This window comes from Mammaliicoccus sp. I-M35 (assembly GCF_022386455.1).
Lineage (GTDB): Bacteria > Bacillota > Bacilli > Staphylococcales > Staphylococcaceae > Mammaliicoccus > Mammaliicoccus sciuri_A.
Genome location: NZ_JAJNIL010000012.1, coordinates 38218 through 59208, shown reverse-complemented (window position 1 = coordinate 59208; position 20991 = coordinate 38218). Strand labels below are relative to the sequence as shown.

General features: G+C 32.6%; 16 protein-coding genes and 3 pseudogenes. 6 read left to right on the top strand and 13 right to left on the bottom strand.

Features of this window, described 5'->3' with window-relative positions; translation table 11 throughout:
• Positions 1-17: 17 nt before the first annotated feature.
• The 6 genes from LQ679_RS12750 to LQ679_RS12725 all read right to left on the bottom strand — a co-directional run bounded on the left by LQ679_RS12750 (position 18) and on the right by LQ679_RS12725 (position 7016).
• Positions 18-791 carry a Mom family adenine methylcarbamoylation protein gene (locus tag LQ679_RS12750; RefSeq protein WP_000185761.1) on the bottom strand — a complete coding sequence of 258 codons (774 nt, stop codon included), beginning with the start codon at positions 789-791 and terminating at the stop codon, positions 18-20.
• 9 nt (positions 792-800) lie between these two features.
• Positions 801-1178 (bottom strand): YdcP family protein, encoded by a 378-nt coding sequence (locus tag LQ679_RS12745; RefSeq protein ID WP_001234191.1) that lies wholly within the window; start codon positions 1176-1178, stop codon positions 801-803.
• A gap of 20 nt (positions 1179-1198) precedes the next feature.
• Entirely contained in the window at positions 1199-1513 is a 315-nt protein-coding gene (locus tag LQ679_RS12740; RefSeq protein ID WP_000421279.1) for a YdcP family protein, read from the bottom strand.
• Positions 1514-1712: 199 nt separating this feature from the next.
• A complete protein-coding gene (locus LQ679_RS12735; RefSeq protein WP_000181735.1) occupies positions 1713-3506 on the bottom strand; it encodes an ATP-dependent helicase in 1794 nt (597 codons plus the stop codon).
• Positions 3503-5692 (bottom strand): ATP-dependent nuclease, encoded by a 2190-nt coding sequence (locus tag LQ679_RS12730; protein ID WP_000470931.1) that lies wholly within the window; start codon positions 5690-5692, stop codon positions 3503-3505. Before LQ679_RS12730 ends, LQ679_RS12735 begins: the two co-directional genes overlap by 4 nt.
• A 133-nt stretch (positions 5693-5825) precedes the next feature.
• Positions 5826-7016, bottom strand: a complete 1191-nt coding sequence (locus LQ679_RS12725) for an IS256-like element ISLgar5 family transposase (RefSeq protein WP_000997694.1) — start codon at positions 7014-7016, stop codon at positions 5826-5828.
• Between the two features lie 368 nt (positions 7017-7384).
• Here LQ679_RS12725 and LQ679_RS12720 point away from each other — a divergent pair.
• Positions 7385-7597 (top strand): annotated as a pseudogene (locus tag LQ679_RS12720) (MaoC/PaaZ C-terminal domain-containing protein); the annotation flags it as partial.
• A 45-nt stretch (positions 7598-7642) separates the two neighbouring features.
• On the opposite strand, the gene mecA reads toward LQ679_RS12720, so the two are convergent.
• A complete protein-coding gene (gene mecA, locus LQ679_RS12715; RefSeq protein ID WP_063852655.1) occupies positions 7643-9652 on the bottom strand; it encodes a PBP2a family beta-lactam-resistant peptidoglycan transpeptidase MecA in 2010 nt (669 codons plus the stop codon).
• A gap of 96 nt (positions 9653-9748) precedes the next feature.
• Between mecA and mecR1 the strand changes: the two genes are divergently transcribed.
• Both mecR1 and mecI read left to right on the top strand, forming a co-directional pair.
• Complete coding sequence (gene mecR1, locus LQ679_RS12710; RefSeq protein WP_000952923.1) at positions 9749-11506, top strand: beta-lactam sensor/signal transducer MecR1; 1758 nt, start codon at positions 9749-9751, stop codon at positions 11504-11506.
• Positions 11506-11877: a mecA-type methicillin resistance repressor MecI gene (mecI, locus tag LQ679_RS12705; protein ID WP_000369214.1), complete on the top strand. Its 372-nt coding sequence runs from the start codon at positions 11506-11508 to the stop codon at positions 11875-11877. The genes mecR1 and mecI overlap by 1 nt, the downstream gene beginning before the upstream one ends.
• An 84-nt stretch (positions 11878-11961) precedes the next feature.
• Here mecI and psm-mec read toward each other — a convergent pair whose 3' ends face one another.
• The gene (psm-mec, locus tag LQ679_RS12700; RefSeq protein WP_014532405.1) at positions 11962-12030 is read right to left on the bottom strand and encodes a phenol-soluble modulin PSM-mec; all 69 of its coding nucleotides are present in this window, start codon (positions 12028-12030) and stop codon (positions 11962-11964) included.
• Between the two features lie 319 nt (positions 12031-12349).
• On the opposite strand from psm-mec, the gene LQ679_RS12695 reads away from it, so the two are divergent.
• Positions 12350-13498 carry an ROK family transcriptional regulator gene (locus tag LQ679_RS12695; RefSeq protein ID WP_000427807.1) on the top strand — a complete coding sequence of 383 codons (1149 nt, stop codon included), beginning with the start codon at positions 12350-12352 and terminating at the stop codon, positions 13496-13498.
• A gap of 113 nt (positions 13499-13611) precedes the next feature.
• On the opposite strand, the pseudogene cstB reads toward LQ679_RS12695, so the two are convergent.
• Positions 13612-14946, bottom strand: a pseudogene (cstB, locus tag LQ679_RS12690) (persulfide dioxygenase-sulfurtransferase CstB).
• 32 nt (positions 14947-14978) lie between these two features.
• The gene (locus LQ679_RS12685) at positions 14979-16043 is read right to left on the bottom strand and encodes a DsrE/DsrF/DrsH-like family protein (RefSeq protein ID WP_000438836.1); all 1065 of its coding nucleotides are present in this window, start codon (positions 16041-16043) and stop codon (positions 14979-14981) included.
• 135 nt (positions 16044-16178) lie between these two features.
• Between LQ679_RS12685 and cstR the strand changes: the two genes are divergently transcribed.
• Entirely contained in the window at positions 16179-16439 is a 261-nt protein-coding gene (cstR, locus tag LQ679_RS12680; RefSeq protein WP_000220507.1) for a persulfide-sensing transcriptional repressor CstR, read from the top strand.
• Positions 16439-17077, top strand: a pseudogene (locus LQ679_RS12675) (sulfite exporter TauE/SafE family protein); the annotation flags it as partial. The gene cstR and the pseudogene LQ679_RS12675, both read left to right, overlap by 1 nt.
• 273 nt (positions 17078-17350) lie before the next feature.
• On the opposite strand, the gene LQ679_RS12665 reads toward LQ679_RS12675, so the two are convergent.
• The 3 genes from LQ679_RS12665 to LQ679_RS12655 all read right to left on the bottom strand — a co-directional run bounded on the left by LQ679_RS12665 (position 17351) and on the right by LQ679_RS12655 (position 20821).
• The gene (locus tag LQ679_RS12665; RefSeq protein ID WP_000562107.1) at positions 17351-17968 is read right to left on the bottom strand and encodes a CadD family cadmium resistance transporter; all 618 of its coding nucleotides are present in this window, start codon (positions 17966-17968) and stop codon (positions 17351-17353) included.
• 80 nt (positions 17969-18048) lie between these two features.
• On the bottom strand, positions 18049-20463 hold the full coding sequence (locus tag LQ679_RS12660) for a cadmium-translocating P-type ATPase CadA (protein WP_000378485.1): 2415 nt from the start codon (positions 20461-20463) through the stop codon (positions 18049-18051).
• Positions 20456-20821 (bottom strand): ArsR/SmtB family transcription factor, encoded by a 366-nt coding sequence (locus LQ679_RS12655; protein ID WP_000159127.1) that lies wholly within the window; start codon positions 20819-20821, stop codon positions 20456-20458. The genes LQ679_RS12660 and LQ679_RS12655 overlap by 8 nt, the downstream gene beginning before the upstream one ends.
• Between the last annotated feature and the right edge of the window lie 170 nt (positions 20822-20991).

Here is a 20991-nt window from a genome sequence, read left to right as displayed (position 1 = left end):
ATCCTCCTTTCCACCTATCAAAATAATTGTGTATTGTAGATACGAGCCTGTTTATCAAAAGTTGGTTGAGAAATGGCTTCATATTTCTGATAAGCGATTCGCTTTTCAAAGCGTAAATTTTTTTCTTTCGGATAATAATGACGTCGATAGAGAGTGTGTCCTAACAGTTTTTTCGCTTCTTTTGTCAACGGATAGAGATAGCGAAACATGCGTCCATTGATTTTCTCAATCCCTTTGTATTCGCAAAATGCCTGGGAAAGCCAATGCTTTTTCTCTACCTGTTCAAAGCGAGCATTTTCCTCTAATAAAAGGCGAGCACTTCGAGGGTGTATCTTTTCCCATGACTGCTTATCACGATAGACACTTGTCTTGAAATACCCGCAGTAAAAGAAGTTGGACGCTTGATAGACATAGCCACATTTTCCCTCAATTCCATCTGCCAGTGTATATAAAAAATGACAGTCCGTATGTTCTTTCAACCACTTAATTAGAGCTGAAAGAGCTTGACTGCCAAAATAATTGGTTTGATTCATTTCTGGAAGAAAACACATCTTTCCAATTTCTAAATAATCTGTGGTTTGAAGGGAACTGTCGGGAAAGAGTTTGCGTATGGTTTGTAGGGGTTGCGTACCCCAGCCTAATTCCACAACGCCTAATAATTTTTCTTCTGAAAAAATCCCTAGAAAGTATTTACACAATCTAGGGAGTATCTTTGAATAATGGTATTGCCGAATAAAAGAAATGGCTTCATCCTTCGGAATTTCTTTCAAAATCAATGGTGTGTTTGTCATAAGCAACACCTATTTTTCACTTTCGGACGCTTCTTTTTTATATTTCTGATGAGGTTTTGTCTGTCCTTTTAATACAAGATCGTCTGCTTTCACGTACCAATCAACGTCTGCCCCTCGAAAAGTAGCCGTCGCTACGGTATCTGCCACAGGATTGATTAATTCCACTTCTGCGTTGTAGTCAAATTCTTTCAAAGGAACAGAAGCGGGGATACTGACTTGTATCATGCGTCCTTGTCCTTTTGATTTTAAGTCATAGGTACGTTCTTTAATTTCTTCGGAAACCGTACCATCTTCATTCTGGATACGAACCTCACGACGCAAGGCGGAAAATTTCAATGTGCCAAATGTCTGGTCTTTTTCAATCACAATACCTTCTGCTAATCTCATATTTTTTCACCTTTCCTTTCTTATGCTTTCACCATATCGTCTGCGTGCATAATGTAATTGGTAAATCCTCGATTGCCAATTTTATAACCTTCTGCGGTAATATGTGGGTTGATGAGTTTGACTTTTTCGTCGGATTCAAAATGTTTCTCGCCAGCTTCGGAGGGAAGAATGACAACAATATCATCTGCTCGTTGAATCGTTGAGTATAAATTGTAACTACGAGAGAGAATGGTTGGTCTGCCATTTATTCGACGTTGTTCAATGTTCCCTTCACCAGCATATTCTAATTGTCCAAATGTTTTTTCCATATTGGGAATGACATATTTAAGTTCCATATTTTTACCTATCCTTTCTGTTTTTATGTTTGAATGAATCTTATTTGTGTGATGGTTTTAAAGGGGGGAGAGCGACCTTTTGATTCTTGATTTTTTATTTTCATAAGTTCACTTCCTTTCAAAATTGGGTAAAAAAATAGACGCTCCGTACTGAGCGTCCGATTCCTACTATATTTAAAACAACGACTACCTAGGTATTTTAAATATTATAATCAAATTCTATTTTATCTAATAATTGAGTGGGATAAAGCAAGTCTCCTTTACTCGTAAAATAACCCACCTCTGAGAAAAGAAATAAATTATTTTTTGCTCTTGAACAAATTACGTATAGTAGTTTTCTCGCTGAACTAATTCCTTTATCAGAAACATTAAAAATTTCATTCCAATGAGGAATTTTCCCGTTTAGAAGATTAATAGCGATAACAGTATCATACTCATTTCCTTTAACTTTATGTGCTGTAGTAAGTGTGATACCATCTCGAGATTTAAACATCTTCTTAAAACTAGATACACTACTAGATAATGAATTATTTTTTATCCGATCTTCTACTTCGTTAATAAAAAATAGATAGTGCTTAAAAATAGACGGGTAATTTTTCTCGTCAATATTAAGATTAACAAATATATGTTTGGTAACAAATTTGTATAAATCAACACCGTTGTCGTCTCCACTATACATTCTTTTCACACTGTTTATTAGCTGTAATAAATCTAAGTCAATAAAATAATCTTTAACTTCTATTCCAAATTCATTTTTTAATATAATTAAAATATCGTTTGCAATTAGCTTTCTTCTTCGAACCTTTTCACCTGATTCAGTAAAGTACAAAATTGCTAACTTGAAAAATAAACTATGATTATTTACCTTAATTGGTGATATATTTATAGCATCAAAATTGCAATACGGTAATTCTTTCTTTAAATACTCACCCAGTGAAAACAGAGGATAGTGTTGAGGAGCAAGTACACAAATATCTTTTTCATGAATGCCGCTTTCAATCTTTTCCTTTATTATATTTTTTATTATGTTGGGTAAATCCTCCTTAGTAACTTTGCAATCATAACTTATAAAACCACGGTCGTTTTTATTATTCCCTCTGCTTTCAATCTCGTAAGGACAACTCTGAAAATTAGAGTAGAAGTCTACTAATCTCTGATTAGACCTGTAACAGCCATGTAGCGTCTTTGATTGAAAAGTGTGACTAGTTAGCATTTCTAGTTCTTCAACTGATTTAGCTATACCATCTAATGATCCATAAATTGCTTGGTCAATATCTCCAACAAACATTGACTGAATTTGAGGGTTGTTTTGAAGTAATTTAGCTATTACATTGTATTGTAATTCTCTAGTATCTTGAAATTCATCCACATAAATCGCCCTTATATTACTAGCAATATTACGTGCAACGTTACTGTTTACAGTTAAAATTTTATACGCTACTAGTAAAATCATATCAAAATCAATTTCTTTATTTTTTTCCAACATAGTGTGATACATTTCAGAAACTTGAGTATACTGAACTTCATTAATTTTAAAATCATGAGAAAGTGACAAATCAATTTTGTTCAGTTCATACGTTTTGAGATTTAAATTCAGCATATTATTAATTTGGCTGACGTAAGCTCTTTGAGTATAATCATCAATAATTGTAAATCCTTTTGATACTCTTGAGAGATTCATTTTAAAAGGATAAATAATAAATTCAAGACAAAACTGATGTATTGTCCCCACCCAAATATTAATATCATCATCTATACTAAGTAAACTTAGGCGTTCCTTAATTTCTTCAGCAGCTCTATTAGTGTATGTGATAGCAATTATTCTTTTTAGTGATCCATCGTGTTTAATTGCTTGGTAAGCAATTTTCCTTGTAAGTACCCTTGTTTTCCCACTCCCAGGACATGCATTTACATAAAGGTTATCTTCACTTTCCACAACATCTTTTTGTTCTAAATTTAAATCATTTACGATTTTTTCGAAGATATTTGTCATTTTGAAACCTCAGCATAAAGTATTTTTGTGTAATTTTCTATCTGATTGATTAGATACACAACATCCTCATCTTTACCAAAGTACTCTAATAAAGAAATTATTGCTATATTCAAATCAGCTGTATCACTTGTTTTTAAACTAGCTGATAAAGCTGACAATTCTGTAGTTTCCTCGTACAAGTCGATTGTATGGAGTAGAATTTTTTTATAAATTGAGAGATCTACTATTTCCTGACATGCAAAAGCAATAGCATTAAGAATATACTTAGGAATTTTGATTAAAAAGTCAATTTTTTCACCTAACTCAATTGCAAACCACCCCTTACCAACATGATTGGCTAGTTTTAACATCGCTAAATTTCTTTCTAAATATTGTTCACTTTGTATTTCTTCTTTATAAGCAGTTATTGTTTTTTTATCTTTGAATGCGTCATCTATAATTGGACTGACATAAGTTAGAATATTTTCTTTATTCACATCTAAAAACTCAATTTCAAATGTTGTATTAGCATAAAAACAATTAACCCAATTGTTTTCATTAAAAAGGGAGGATAATTTTTCTTTTCTTGCTTGACCTTTCTCTTGTGCAGTGCTTTTATACAATCGATGTTCTGATGGGATTGCCTGTTCATCTAAATCAGTTACAATAGCACACTTTCTCTGTATTCTATCATCGTCAAACAAGCTAGCGATATATTCAAACGAAGTACTACCAACATTAATCAAACCTATTCCAAGTTCGTCTAAGTTTATACCAAATAATTTTTTTACTATTTGAGGAATAAGTATTTCTTCAGCATCTCCTTCAACTAAGATAACACCTTTAGAAAAAAGCAATCCATTTCTTTTAACATCTAAATATCTCTCTACTGCGTTTATTAGATTTAGATTGTTCTTTTTTAACTTTTCTTTAGCAAATGAGTTCAGATTATTTGCTGGATTCATAACGATAGATTTGCCATTAAACGATTTTAATACATTCATCCGAGATATTTCAGACACTTCAGCTAAATGTACAGAATGTGTGGTCATGAGAATCTGAGTATAGTTTTTTTGAAGATTTAATCCTTCGAACAGAGTTTTTTGAATATGATGATGAATATGAGCTTCTGGTTCTTCAATCAACATAATATTAAGTAGTTCTCTTGAACGACACGCTTCAAATTCGACTATTTTCAAAGCTAAATAAATCATATTTAGATGTCCTAACCCTAGTAAGTCTAAGTCGATATTTTGTTCTGGCTTCATTGAAAGAAATTTTGCTAAAGAACCCATATCATCTGACATAGTTGAGGAAAGAAGAAGATTAGGAGAATACACTGAACCAATTATGCTATTTAGTTGCCGATTAATATTTTCGCCAATTTTCCTAATTTCAGGAACACTGGTAATAGTCTCATTTAATTGCTGTATAATTGTTTTTAATGACTCAACATTATCTGATGATATTTTTGATTCAATTGTTTCCATGATTCTTTTGACTGGGTTTCGATTGTTTTTCATTTCTCTAAGAACATCTCGAAGAGCGTCAACATAAACAACCGAAATATGCTTGAAAATATCTGACATGTCAATTCTTGAGCCCAACAGAGCTTCATCGTCTTCTTCAGGATTACTAGCTATATTGTCATTGAGTCTTCCTACCAATTTATCATAATTTTCATTGATACAGAAATTTAGATTTGATTTAGATGTGTAGTAAAATTCATAGTCGGATAGACGAATAGAATTTCTAAATTCGTTAAATTGATGAGAGTCTAATTCAGTGGAAATATCAAATAATTGCTTTCTAATAGCTTTGTTAGGTCTAATAAATAGAGAAATACTACCTACACCTTTATCTGCATTTGAAATCAATTCTTCTAAGATTGTTTGACTTTCAGAATTTAAAGAAATGGAAGCACAAATCTCATTGTCAAATTCTTCTTCGCTGATTCCTTCAAATGTCGCAGAGATAATAATCCAATGCCCTTGCCACCCATTTTGAATTCCATGAAAAAAATCTGATTCTTTTAGTGTTTTACTACTATAGTAATAACTATCATCTAATAAGATTCTCAATGCAGTAAGAGCATTGGTTTTCCCTGAATCATTCTCACCTATAATAGTATTTGTCTCATTATCGAATCGAAAGATTTCGGATTCATAATTTCTAAAATTTCGAATTTGAAGAGTAGATATAAACATAAGCAGATCTCCTAACTATTTAATTAATATGATTATATAGTAAGTTTATCATAAATTATGTTAGTAAAAGTTCTCATTATAAGGGAGCGTCAATAATTTTGTGTAAATGATTCTTCCCTACTGCAGATTGTTTCTAATTCTCAATCAGTTGGCTTAGCATTTGTTCGAGCTCGCCTTCGGCCTGTTGGAAACCTTTATGACTGCGACCTAGGAATTTTTGGTTGTAAGTATCAAAAGACGAGACTAAGAAACGTTCCATCGACTCTTCATTTTGGAACTGTTCCTTGCGGTGGCTGTATTTTTTGATTTGTTTATTAAAGGATTCAATCAAGTTCGTAGAATAAATACTCTTGCGTATGGCCAAGGGGAAATCATAGAAAGTGAGCAAGTGATCGTTCGAAAGAATCGATTCAACCACTTTTGGATAGCTGGTTTTCCATTTTTCCGCAAAAGTACCACGTGCTTCCAACGCCACCTCTTTAGATGAGGCTTGATACACCATTTTAAAATCATCACAGACTTCCTTACGATCATCGACACGCACTTTATGACTGATATTACGGGAAACGTGTACACAACAATGTTGAAAACGAGCTTTGGGATAGAACCGACTAATCGCTCCTACCATCCCCTTTAAGCCATCCGTGATGAACAGGAGGACATTTTTCAAACCGCGCTCTTGAAGGTCCAATAAAATTTCCTCCCAAATCGTGATGGATTCAGTCGGTGCAATCGCATAGCTCAATACTTCCTTTGATCCGTCCGGGCGAATGCCAACTGCGATATGAATAGCTTCCTTGGCGACGGTTTTCCGCTTTAACGGAATATACGTTGCGTCCATATAAATAGCAGCATAACGGTCATGAAGCTCCCGCCCATTAAACGCCGTTACCTCTTCTGTAAATGATTTTGTTATATTGGACATGGTTTGGGGCGTGTAGTAATGCCCATACATTTTCTCAATCAAGTCTGCGATTTCCGACATGGTAATACCTTTTCGGAAGAGGTGAATGACGGTCTCCTCTAACGTGTCATTCGTCCGTCTATAAGCAGGAACAGTCTGTTGCTTGAACTCACCATTGCGGTCGCGCGGAATCTGGAGATGAAGTTCCCCATACTCGGTCTTGACCGTACGGTCATAGGAGCCGTTACGAGAATTACCCGTGTTAAAACCAATGCGATCATACTTTTCGTAATCTAGGAAAGCCGTTAACTCCGTTTTGAGAAGCGTATTGACTGCTTTCTCCAAATGGACACGGAATAATTCATTCAAATCGCCTTTGTTCGCTAGAGTCTTTAGAATTTCTGTAGTAAAATCGTTCATAGGGAAGTCCTCTCTTCTGTGAATGTGTTGTGGTAACTCTATTCTACAGAAGGGACTTCCTTTTTTCTATTTACACAAAATATTTTACACTCTCCATTATAACAATTGGGTTAAAAAGAAAATAGATAGTATTCTACCTCATATTTATTTGAAAGTAATATATAAAAGACGTTCAAATTCGAACGCCTCTCGTTAACCAAATATTGGATTCAGAATCTAGTTTTCATATATAAACAGAGTATGATTAGGTGCAAAAATTGCACTTTTATTGCACTTTTATTTTTATTTATAGTGTTTTACTGTTCTGTATATTGTTTTAACTCCCTTGATAGTATCGCATTCTGTTTTATACACTTTACGTTGAAAACAGAGAAGAAGTTGTAGCAGGAACACAAATGAATAACGTTAAATTTATTAAACCTGTATACCCAGGTAATACATTGTACGTTATCGCTGAAATTACAAATAAGAAATCCATAAAAAAAGAAAATGGACTCGTTACAGTGTCACTTTCAACATACAATGAAAATGAAGAAATTGTATTTAAGGGAGAAGTAACAGCACTTATTAATAATTCATAATAAAACAGTGAAGCAACCATCGTTACGGATTGCTTCACTGTTTTGTTATTCATCTATATCGTATTTTTTATTACCGTTCTCATATAGCTCATCATACACTTTACCTGAGATTTTGGCATTGTAGCTAGCCATTCCTTTATCTTGTACATCTTTAACATTAATAGCCATCATCATGTTTGGATTATCTTTATCATATGATATAAACCACCCAATTTGTCTGCCAGTTTCTCCTTGTTTCATTTTGAGTTCTGCAGTACCGGATTTGCCAATTAAGTTTGCATAAGATCTATAAATATCTTCTTTATGTGTTTTATTTACGACTTGTTGCATACCATCAGTTAATAGATTGATATTTTCTTTGGAAATAATATTTTTCTTCCAAACTTTGTTTTTCGTGTCTTTTAATAAGTGAGGTGCGTTAATATTGCCATTATTTTCTAATGCGCTATAGATTGAAAGGATCTGTACTGGGTTAATCAGTATTTCACCTTGTCCGTAACCTGAATCAGCTAATAATATTTCATTATCTAAATTTTTGTTTGAAATTTGAGCATTATAAAATGGATAATCACTTGGTATATCTTCACCAACACCTAGTTTTTTCATGCCTTTTTCAAATTTCTTACTGCCTAATTCGAGTGCTACTCTAGCAAAGAAAATGTTATCTGATGATTCTATTGCTTGTTTTAAGTCGATATTACCATTTACCACTTCATATCTTGTAACGTTGTAACCACCCCAAGATTTATCTTTTTGCCAACCTTTACCATCGATTTTATAACTTGTTTTATCGTCTAATGTTTTGTTATTTAACCCAATCATTGCTGTTAATATTTTTTGAGTTGAACCTGGTGAAGTTGTAATCTGGAACTTGTTGAGCAGAGGTTCTTTTTTATCTTCGGTTAATTTATTATATTCTTCGTTACTCATGCCATACATAAATGGATAGACGTCATATGAAGGTGTGCTTACAAGTGCTAATAATTCACCTGTTTGAGGGTGGATAGCAGTACCTGAGCCATAATCATTTTTCATGTTGTTATAAATACTCTTTTGAACTTTAGCATCAATAGTTAGTTGAATATCTTTGCCATCTTTTTTCTTTTTCTCTATTAATGTATGTGCGATTGTATTGCTATTATCGTCAACGATTGTGACACGATAGCCATCTTCATGTTGGAGCTTTTTATCGTAAAGTTTTTCGAGTCCCTTTTTACCAATAACTGCATCATCTTTATAGCCTTTATATTCTTTTTGTTTTAATTCTTCAGAGTTAATGGGACCAACATAACCTAATAGATGTGAAGTCGCTTTTTCTAGAGGATAGTTACGACTTTCTGTTTCATTAGTTGTAAGATGAAATTTTTTTGCGAAATCACTTAAATATTCATCCATTTTTTTAACGGTTTTAAGTGGAACGAAGGTATCATCTTGTACCCAATTTTGATCCATTTGTTGTTTGATATAGTCTTCAGAAATACTTAGTTCTTTAGCGATTGCTTTATAATCTTTTTTAGATACATTCTTTGGAACGATGCCTATCTCATATGCTGTTCCTGTATTGGCCAATTCCACATTGTTTCGGTCTAAAATTTTACCACGTTCTGATTTTAAATTTTCAATATGTATGCTTTGGTCTTTCTGCATTCCTGGAATAATGACGCTATGATCCCAATCTAACTTCCACATACCATCTTCTTTAACAAAATTAAATTGAACGTTGCGATCAATGTTACCGTAGTTTGTTTTAATTTTATATTGAGCATCTACTCGTTTTTTATTTTTAGATACTTTTTTTATTTTACGATCCTGAATGTTTATATCTTTAACGCCTAAACTATTATATATTTTTATCGGACGTTCAGTCATTTCTACTTCACCATTATCGCTTTTAGAAATATAACTGCTATCTTTATAAACTTGTTTGAAATTTTTATCTTCAATTGCATCAATAGTATTATTAATTTCTTTATCTTTTGAAGCATAAAAATATATACCAAACCCGACAACTACAACTATTAAAATAAGTGGAACAATTTTTATCTTTTTCATCAATATCCTCCTTATATAAGACTACATTTGTAGTATATTACAAATGTAGTATTTATGTCAAAATAATGTTATAATTTTTGTGATATGGAGGTGTAGAAGGTGTTATCATCTTTTTTAATGTTAAGTATAATCAGTTCATTGCTCACGATATGTGTAATTTTTTTAGTGAGAATGCTCTATATAAAATATACTCAAAATATTATGTCACATAAGATTTGGTTATTAGTGCTCGTCTCCACGTTAATTCCATTAATACCATTTTACAAAATATCGAATTTTACATTTTCAAAAGATATGATGAATCGAAATGTATCTGACACGACTTCTTCGGTTAGTCATATGTTAGATGGTCAACAATCATCTGTTACGAAAGACTTAGCAATTAATGTTAATCAGTTTGAGACCTCAAATATAACGTATATGATTCTTTTGATATGGGTATTTGGTAGTTTGTTGTGCTTATTTTATATGATTAAGGCATTCCGACAAATTGATGTTATTAAAAGTTCGTCATTGGAATCGTCATATCTTAATGAACGACTTAAAGTATGTCAAAGTAAGATGCAGTTCTACAAAAAGCATATAACAATTAGTTATAGTTCAAACATTGATAATCCGATGGTATTTGGTTTAGTGAAATCCCAAATTGTACTACCAACTGTCGTAGTCGAAACCATGAATGACAAAGAAATTGAATATATTATTCTACATGAACTATCACATGTGAAAAGTCATGACTTAATATTCAACCAGCTTTATGTTGTTTTTAAAATGATATTCTGGTTTAATCCTGCACTATATATAAGTAAAACAATGATGGACAATGACTGTGAAAAAGTATGTGATAGAAACGTTTTAAAAATTTTGAATCGCCATGAACATATACGTTATGGTGAATCGATATTAAAATGCTCTATTTTAAAATCTCAGCACATAAATAATGTGGCAGCACAATATTTACTAGGTTTTAATTCAAATATTAAAGAACGTGTTAAGTATATTGCACTTTATGATTCAATGCCTAAACCTAATCGAAACAAGCGTATTGTTGCGTATATTGTATGTAGTATATCGCTTTTAATACAAGCACCGTTACTATCTGCACATGTTCAACAAGACAAATATGAAACAAATGTATCATATAAAAAATTAAATCAACTAGCTCCGTATTTCAAAGGATTTGATGGAAGTTTTGTGCTTTATAATGAACGGGAGCAAGCTTATTCTATTTATAATGAACCAGAAAGTAAACAACGATATTCACCTAATTCTACTTACAAAATTTATTTAGCGTTAATGGCATTCGACCAAAATTTACTCTCATTAAATCATACTGAACAACAATGGGATAAACATCAATATCCATTTAAAGAATGGAACCAAGATCAAAATTTAAATTCTTCAATGAAATATTCAGTAAATTGGTATTACGAAAATTTAAACAAACATTTAAGACAAGATGAGGTTAAATCTTATTTAGATCTAATTGAATATGGTAATGAAGAAATATCAGGGAATGAAAATTATTGGAATGAATCTTCATTAAAAATTTCTGCAATAGAACAGGTTAATTTGTTGAAAAATATGAAACAACATAACATGCATTTTGATAATAAGGCTATTGAAAAAGTTGAAAATAGTATGACTTTGAAACAAAAAGATACTTATAAATATGTAGGTAAAACTGGAACAGGAATCGTGAATCACAAAGAAGCAAATGGATGGTTCGTAGGTTATGTTGAAACGAAAGATAATACGTATTATTTTGCTACACATTTAAAAGGCGAAGACAATGCGAATGGCGAAAAAGCACAACAAATTTCTGAGCGTATTTTAAAAGAAATGGAGTTAATATAATGGATAATAAAACGTATGAAATATCATCTGCAGAATGGGAAGTTATGAATATCATTTGGATGAAAAAATATGCAAGTGCGAATAATATAATAGAAGAAATACAAATGCAAAAGGACTGGAGTCCAAAAACCATTCGTACACTTATAACGAGATTGTATAAAAAGGGATTTATAGATCGTAAAAAAGACAATAAAATTTTTCAATATTACTCTCTTGTAGAAGAAAGTGATATAAAATATAAAACATCTAAAAACTTTATCAATAAAGTATACAAAGGCGGTTTCAATTCACTTGTCTTAAACTTTGTAGAAAAAGAAGATCTATCACAAGATGAAATAGAAGAATTGAGAAATATATTGAATAAAAAATAAAATTGTTGTGTTTACAACAATACATAGAAAACAGAGGAAACAATCAAGTCGTTGAATATTTCCTCTGTTTTTTAGTTGAAAAAATTAACCGAAAGCCTGAATGCAAGTCTTGATTAAATCAATAATGCTTGTAATAACACCAGTGAAATCCATATGCATACCCTCTTTCTATTTAAGATACATTAAGTATAATATCAAACAAATAAAAAATGTTAAAAATTCCCTAATTGGCTATTTAGATTGCATAAATGTCAAAAATTTGAAAAACATACAACGACTTTGCATAAAAAATCGTCATATTGGAAATACGTAATTTATTGAAATAATAAAAAAAATAAAAGAACGAAGATGATAACCTAAGTGAGGTTTTAAGTTGTTCTAAGGTTTAATTTAATTTATGTTAAAATAGTTGGTATAAAAATACATGATAAACTATAAACTAAATTCAAAATAACTTATGGGGTAGGCAATTATGGAAAATATTTTAAATATAAATGATAATGAAAAAAGAGTGCTAAGGGAAATTTATAACCATCATAATATTTCGCGTACTCAAATATCTAAAAATCTTGAGATTAATAAGGCAACGATTTCTAGTATTTTGAATAAGTTAAAGTATAAATCTCTTGTTAATGAGGTTGGTGAGGGTGATAGCACGAAGAGTGGTGGTAGAAAACCTATTCTTCTGAAGGTTAATCATCTTTATGGTTATTTTATTTCTTTGGATTTAACTTATAGTTCTGTTGAAGTGATGTACAATTATTTTGATGGTAATGTCATTAAGCATGAATCTTATGATTTACCTGATGAAAAGGTTAGTAGTATATTAAGCATAATAAAAAAACATATTGATATTCAGGAGAAACTTGATACTTATAACGGACTATTAGGTGTGTCTGTTTCTATACATGGAGTTGTGGATAATGAGCAGCATGTGACATATTTACCATTCCATGAAACTGAAGGAATTTCAATTGCTAAGAAAATAAAAGAAATTACTAATGTTCCAGTCGTAGTTGAAAATGAAGCGAATCTTTCAGCGTTATATGAACGTAATTTTAATCATAATTTATCCTACAATAATCTTATTGCTTTAAGTATACATAAAGGTATTGGTGCTGGGCTTATTATTAATAATCAATTGTATCGTGGTGCAAATGGGGAAGCGGGTGAAATTGGAAAAACACTTGTCTCAAAAGTTAGCGATAATGTGGAGATCTTTCATAAGATTGAAGATATTTTTTCACAAGAAGCTTTACTGCATAATTTAAGTAATCAACTAAATGAGAAGATGACGCTTAGCAAATTAATTCAATTTTATAATGAAAAAAATCCAGTCGTAGTTGAAGAAATGGAACAATTTATAAATAAAATTGCTGTTTTAATACATAATTTAAACACCCAGTTTAATCCGAATGCAATTTACATTAACTGTCCATTGTTCAATGAAATGCCTGAAATATTAGAAGCAATTAAGAACCAGTTCAAACAATATTCACGTAACGAAATTCAAATAAAGTTAACATCTAATGTCAAATTTGCAACTTTGCTAGGTGGTACATTAGCAATTATCCAAAAAGTACTACAGATTAATGATATTTACTTAGATATAAAAGCATAAAAAACTAATTCAAATGAATAATCAAAGTTCGTAATTGTCTTTATAAAAAAATCCCTCAATCCGAATTGAATTTTCGGATTGAGGGATTTTTATAGTTCTATTGCAGAAGAAAACTATTTTAAAAATGCTGGTAAATGTTGATAGCCACCTCTAACGTTAACAATATTCGTAAATCCTTTATATTCTAATATTCCTACCGCTATTGAACTTCTAACACCTGATTGACAATGTACATAAATTAGGTCATTTTTATCGAAAGGTATATCTTCATTTAAAAGTTTACCGTGAGGAATATGAATTGCTTGTTTTAAATGACCTTTACGCCATTCATCATCATTACGAACATCTAATACATTATGTTCTTCACCAGTCATTTCAGAACTATGAATAGATGATGTGACGATATTTGTTTGTGGCAAACGGTAACTTTTTACATTTTCAAAACCAATTAATTGTAAAGCATGAATAGCTTGTTGAACGGTAGATTTATCGCCAATTAATTCAATATCTTAGTCATAATCTAAATACCAACCAATTTGATTTATAAAAGTTTTATTAAAAGGAATATTGATAGTTCCATGCATATGACCACCATGGAATGCTTCTTTACTTCGAAGATCAAAAGCAGTTTGTGTATTGCTTGAACTAGGGTAAACATTATATGGTTGGTACATTTGCATACCAAATTGATTTATTTTTTTCATTTGTGAAAAATGGTGTGGTGGAGCTGGCTGATTGAGTGTTAAAGTTTCGATAAATGAAGTTTCATCTTTAACATTAAAAGCCCAGTTGTTTATTTTCTCATAACCCAAAGTAGTTGTAGGTAATGAACCTAGCGCTTTACCACAAGGACTCCCTGCACCATGACCTGGCCAAATTTGAATATAGTCTGGTAATGTTGCAGCAAATTGTATGGACTGATACATTTGTTTTGCTCCGATTTTTGTAGAACCTTCAACATTTACAGCTTTTTCTAATAGATCTGGTCTACCTACATCACCAACAAAGATGAAGTCACCGCTAAATAATCCCATTGGTATACTGGAACCCCCACCTTCGTCAGTAAGTAAAAAACTAATACTCTCAGGGGGATGGCCTGGAGTGTGTAAGACTTCTAATTTAATCTTTCCTAAATAGATAATATCTTGATGCTTAACGAAATGTGTTTGTTTAGGCATATTTTTATAATTAAATTCATCTTTACCTTCATCAGATACGTATATACTTGCATTCAATTTATTTGCCACATCTCTAATACCTGAAGCAAAATCAGCATGAATATGTGTTTCTGCAGCTTTAGTAATTGTGAATCCTTCTTTATCTGCAACTTTTAAATATTTTGTTAAATCTCGTATAGGGTCAATAATCATTGCTTCTCCTGTACGTTGACATCCAATTAAATAAGATGCTTGTGAAAAATTGTCTTCATAAAATTGTTTGAAAAACAAAAAAAACTCCTTTTTAAAATAGATTTTATTGATTAGATAAATAAGTTATGATTTGCTTGCTCAGTATGTCCAATATAAGTACCTACGCCACCATAATCGACTTCATCTCTTAATTCTTCTTTTGAAATTCCCATAACATCCATACTCATGGTACAAGCAATTAACTTTATATCTTGATCGATTGCTTGATCGATAAGTGAGTATAAAGAATCAACATTTTTCTTGTTCATTACATAACGCATCATAATATTACCTAGTCCAAACATATTCATTTTTGATAATGGCATATGTATTGGATCCTTAGGTAACATAAGGTCAAACATTTTGGAAATACCTTTCTTTTTAACGCGAGTTGATTGCGCTTTTTTTAATGCGTTGAGGCCCCAAAAAGTAAAGAAAATAGTTACATCTTTACCTGCTGCTTTAGCGCCATTTGCGATGATCATTGCTGCTACTGCCTTATCTAACTCACCGCTAAATAAAACAATTGTTGTACCTGTAGCAGTGTCATTGATTTCAAATTCTTTTGGCTTTTCTTTTTGAATAATTGCATTAATTACATTTGCTTCTTCAGTAAGATTTACAAGGGTATTCCCTGTTTGTTTCGCCCAACTTTTAATATCACTATTGAAACCAGGATCTGTAACTGTTACCTCGATTTGCTCACCCGTTGAAATATTGTTAATTTCTTTACTGATATTAACAATAGGTCCAGGGCACTGAAGACCTCTAAAATCAAATTGTTTACGATTCTCTTTGATTTCAATATCTTTTTCTATTAAAGGAGCACTATTGAAGTTCTTTGCTTCATAATCTTTATATCCACCCTTTAAATTCACGACATCATAACCTTGTTTGGCTAAATAATCGCAAGCTTTAGTGCTTCGGTTACCGCTTTTACAATGTATATAATACGTTTTGTTGCTATTCTTATTGAATGATTTAATCTCTTCTACTGGGTGTAAAGTTGAACCGTTAATGTGTCCTAATTCATATTCTTCTTTTGTTCTAACATCAATCAATTGACCCATTTTTGCCAATTTTTCTAATTCTTCTTTGTTTAATGAATTAATGTGTACTTCTTTGTATTGTTCCATACTTACCTCCTATAAATACCTATGAGGGTATAATAAAACGGATAGAATCATTTGCCAAATACCTATAGGGGTATTTGACAATTTTGTTTTAATTTATTATTATTAACTTAATCAATTTATGTGGAGGAAATGAATATGACTTATGATAAAAAAATGATTAATCGTATAAATAGAATACAAGGTCAATTAAATGGTGTCGTAAAAATGATGGAAGAAGAAAAAGATTGCAAAGATATAATTACGCAACTTAGTGCATCTAAAGGTTCTATACAACGTTTAATGGGGATTATAATTAGTGAAAATTTAATAGAATGCGTTAAAACAGCAGAAGAAAATAATGAAAGTTCTCAAGAATTAATTAATGAAGCAGTTAATTTATTAGTTAAAAGTAAATAATGGATATAGCAAATATGACTATTATGTTGCTAATTGGCGTACTGGGTGGATTTATATCTGGATTAATAGGTATTGGGGGCGCAATTATTATTTACCCAGCTATTCTTATATTGCCACCATTAATAGGTATACCTGCGTATAGTGCATATATTGCTTCGGGACTTACCTCTAGTCAAGTATTTTTCAGTACACTTAGTGGATCATTAAATGCAAGAAAACAACCAGCTTTCTCTCCTAAACTTGTTATATATATGGGAGGGGGTATGTTGATTGGAAGCATGTTAGGGGCAATTTTAGCTAGTTTGTTTAATGCTACTTTTGTAAATACGGTATATGTAATAATCGCCATACTTGCTTTAATATTGATGTTTATTAAAGTTAAACCTACTACACAAGAGACGAAATCTAAACCTTTGCTATTTATTATAGTTGGATTTGGAATTGGTGTAATTTCGGGAATTGTGGGTGCAGGTGGAGCATTTATCATCATTCCTGTATTATTAGCATTATTTAAATTACCAATGAATACGGTAGTGAACAATAGCATAGCAATTGCTTTTATATCTTCAGTAGGGGCATTTTTTATAAAATTAATGCAAGGATATATACCAGTAGAAAGTGCAATTTTTTTGATAATTGAATGATGATCATTTTCTGAAAATATTATGTGGTCATATAATATAATGCCCATCATTTCACTAATCTCTTTTATTCTCTGAGTTATTTTGATATCTCCTGGAGAAGGTGTCGGATCTTATCAAGAGTAAATTATGAAAAAAATGGTTTAAATCAATGTTCTTACTTTAAGTACATGTGTTTAACGTAAATGATAATTAGTTAAATATAAAAAGGTTATCCCAATCAATAGGATAACCTCTTTATACTTTACTTTATGGTTTGGATTCGCCACTTCAAAGAAGAAATGAAATCAGAGCATTGAATGTTCCATTTTCAAACAATATATAAATACCTAGCCCAATGAATACAATTGGTACAATCCAACGTTCATATTTCTCAATTGTTTCCGATATAAAATCGAAGGAAGCTAGACGGTAACTGACATAGCACAAAACTCCAACCATAATTAGAAAGACAATAGTGACAATAAAGATTTCAGACATACTTAAGGTCGTGAAGTACGGTATATAAATGGAAAAGTCATCCGCACTGGAAGCCAATACGATGAAAATCATCGTCAAAAATAACTGATTAAATTTTCCAGAGGAGAATAAAGATAAAATGCTACTTTCATCTTCATCCTCTTCTCCTTTAATCCATATTTTCACGCCTAGGTAAAGTGGTAAAAGTCCAAGTAGTCCGATAACCCATTGCTGAGGAATTAAATTTACAACCCCCTGTGCAACTAAAAGACTTGCTCCTATCACAATTGCAGTCCCTATATATTGTCCTATCCAAATATGTTTTACCTGACCTTTTTTTACTTGCGAAAACAAAAGAATTAATATGACGAGATAATCAATTCCTGTTGCTACATATACCGCAGTAGCCGTCAGTATCGTCGCGATCATTTTATCATCTCCAAATATTTTAGGGATAGGACTTTTCTTCAAAATGAAAAGTCCTTCCGTAAATTGCACACATATAGTACCTATTTATCCTTCACTCTCATCAGTCGCAAACTATTTAATGCTACCAAAATAGTGGCTCCCATATCGGAAAGAATCGCAATCCAAAGGGTTAGCCAGCCTGGAATAACCAATAGTAAGGCAATTATCTTAATTCCGATGGCAAACGTGATGTTCGCTTTGATGATATTTAGCGTTTTCCTGCTAAGTCTTACTGCAAATGGAAGCTTACTTAAATCATCTCCCATTAATGCAATATCAGCTGTCTCGATGGCAGTATCTGTTCCAGCACCGCCCATTGCAATGCCAACAGTGGATGCAGCAAGTGCAGGAGCATCATTGACGCCATCGCCAATCATAGCTACATTACCATGCTCGGCTTTCATTTTTTTAATATAGTCCAACTTATCCTGTGGCAACAATTCGGACTGAATATCAGAAACGCCTACATGAGCACCGATTGCTTCTGCGGTACCTTGATTATCACCTGTCAGCATAATTGTTTGCTTGATTCCTAACTGATGAAGTTTTAGAATCACATTTTTACTTGTTTCGCGGACCTCATCTGCTACAGCAATCACGCCGAGGATTGTTTGGTCCGTTCCAATAATCATGGCCGTTTTCCCTTGGTTTTGTAAAACTTTCACTTTATTTTCAAACTCAAGGCTAAAATCGGAAACATTTAATTCTTTAAAAAGCCTTGGACTGCCAATGTAATAGGTTGTTCCATCTATATTCCCTTGAATGCCCCGACCTGTAATAGAAGTGAAGTCCTTCACTCTAACATCGGAATAAGTAATATTATCTTGCTCTGCTTTCTTCATTATTGCTGAAGCAAGTGGATGTTGTGATCGATATTCTAAAGCTGTAATAATGGAAAACAGCTCTTTTTCTTCCACTTGATCATTTAACACTTTAAAATCTGTTACCACTGGTACACCTTTTGTCAGTGTTCCTGTTTTATCAAATGCGATTGCCTTAATGGCTCCTAATTCCTCTAGATAGACACCGCCTTTAATCAACACACCTTTTTTAGCTGCATTTCCAATTGCCGAGACAATCGAGATTGGAGTAGTAATAACTAATGCACACGGACATCCAACTACAAGTACCGCTAATCCTTGATAAACCCAAGTATCCCAACTTCCACCAAAGAATAAAGGTGGAACGACTGCAACGAGCGCCGCAATAACCATAATGATCGGCGTATAATATTTCGCAAATTTATCTACGAATGCTTGCGCTGGAGCGCGCTCCCCTTGTGCTTCCTCAACCAGATGAATAATCTTGGAGATAGTTGTATCCTCTACGTATTTGGTGATTTTTACTTCAAGTAGTCCCTCTTCGTTAAGCGTGCCTGCAAATACTTCATCATCTACCGTTTTGGCAACAGGGACAGATTCTCCTGTTATAGCAGCCTGGTTGACAGCCGACACACCATTTATAATGATCCCATCCATGGCAATTTTCTCCCCTGGTTTGACGATCATAATATCACCCACGGCAATATCGTCCACATGGATCATTATTTCCTGACCATTCCGCCTAACAAGTGCTTCTTTTGGGGCAATATCCATCAATGAACGAATGGACTGTCTTGCTCTATCCATAGAAAAACGTTCAAGTGCTTCACTGATTGCAAAGAGAATGACAACAATGGATGCCTCTGCCCATTCACCAATGATGGCAGCTCCAATAACTGCAACGGTCATCAGGGTTTTCATGTCGAAATCAAAGCGTATCAAATTTTGAAAACCAACTTTAAATAGTGAATATCCGCCAATTACAATCGAACTTACAAATAACATGGACGTTACAAGGTTATCTTCTCCATTTACAAAGTGAGAAAGGTAACCAAAAGCAATCAGTAATGTGGCAAACAGCAATGTGCTGTGTTTTTTATAAAACGGTATTTTCTCTTCTTTAGGAGCCTTAGTGTCTTCTTTGACCGCTTGTATCGATGGATTCGCCAGTTTTTCAGGAATTACCTTAAGATTCTCGAAAGCACCTGCTTTTTCAAGCTCTTCAACCGATGCGTTTCCATATACATCAATTTTAGAAGCGCCAAAGTTCACTTTTGCATCCTGAACTCCAGCTAGTTGTTTTACATTTTTTTCAAACTTCCCAGCACAGTTTGCGCAAGAAAATCCCTCCACACGGTAAACATTTTTATCTTCTGTTACCACTGGTTCGACCCTTCTTCTAGCCTTCTCTGGTGCCACTTTAAGATTCTCGAAAGCACCAGCCTTTTCCAGATCTTCAACGGTTGCACTGCCAAAGACATCAATTTTGGAAGCTCCGAAATTGACTTTAGCATCATGCACCCCTGATAGTTCTTTTACATTTTTTTCAAACTTCCCAGCACAATTCGCACACGAGAAACCCTCCACACGGTAAACCTGTTTATCTTCTGTTAATGTTTTTGTTGAACTATCCAATACTAGCAACCTCCCTTTGATGCAAGAAAGCTTTTTCTACAAGCTGTTTAACATGCTCATCATCTAGTGAATAATAGACTAATTTTCCTTCTTTACGGTATTTTGCTATACCTAAATTTTTCAATAATCTTAAATGATGGGATGCCGTAGCCGTTGAAGATTCAATGATATTAGCTACATCACAAACACATAACTCTCCCTCTAAAGACAAAACATAAGCAATTTTAACTCTTGTATCATCTGATAGAGCCTTAAAAACTTTCGCTACATCCATAGGATTCTGTTTAGCAAGGTCTTTTTTAGCCCTGTTTACCTTATCTTCATGAATATAGGTAACTTCACACATATCTTTTGTCATAATTACCCTCCTTATTCAAATGACTGTTTGTTTGATGATTATAATATATCCCACTATAAACAAATAGTCAAATGATTGTTTGAATGATATATAATTAATATTAAAAAGGATTGGTTTCTAATGTTAGAAACCAATCCTTTCGGAGATTTTAACCAAATTTTAAAGTATCT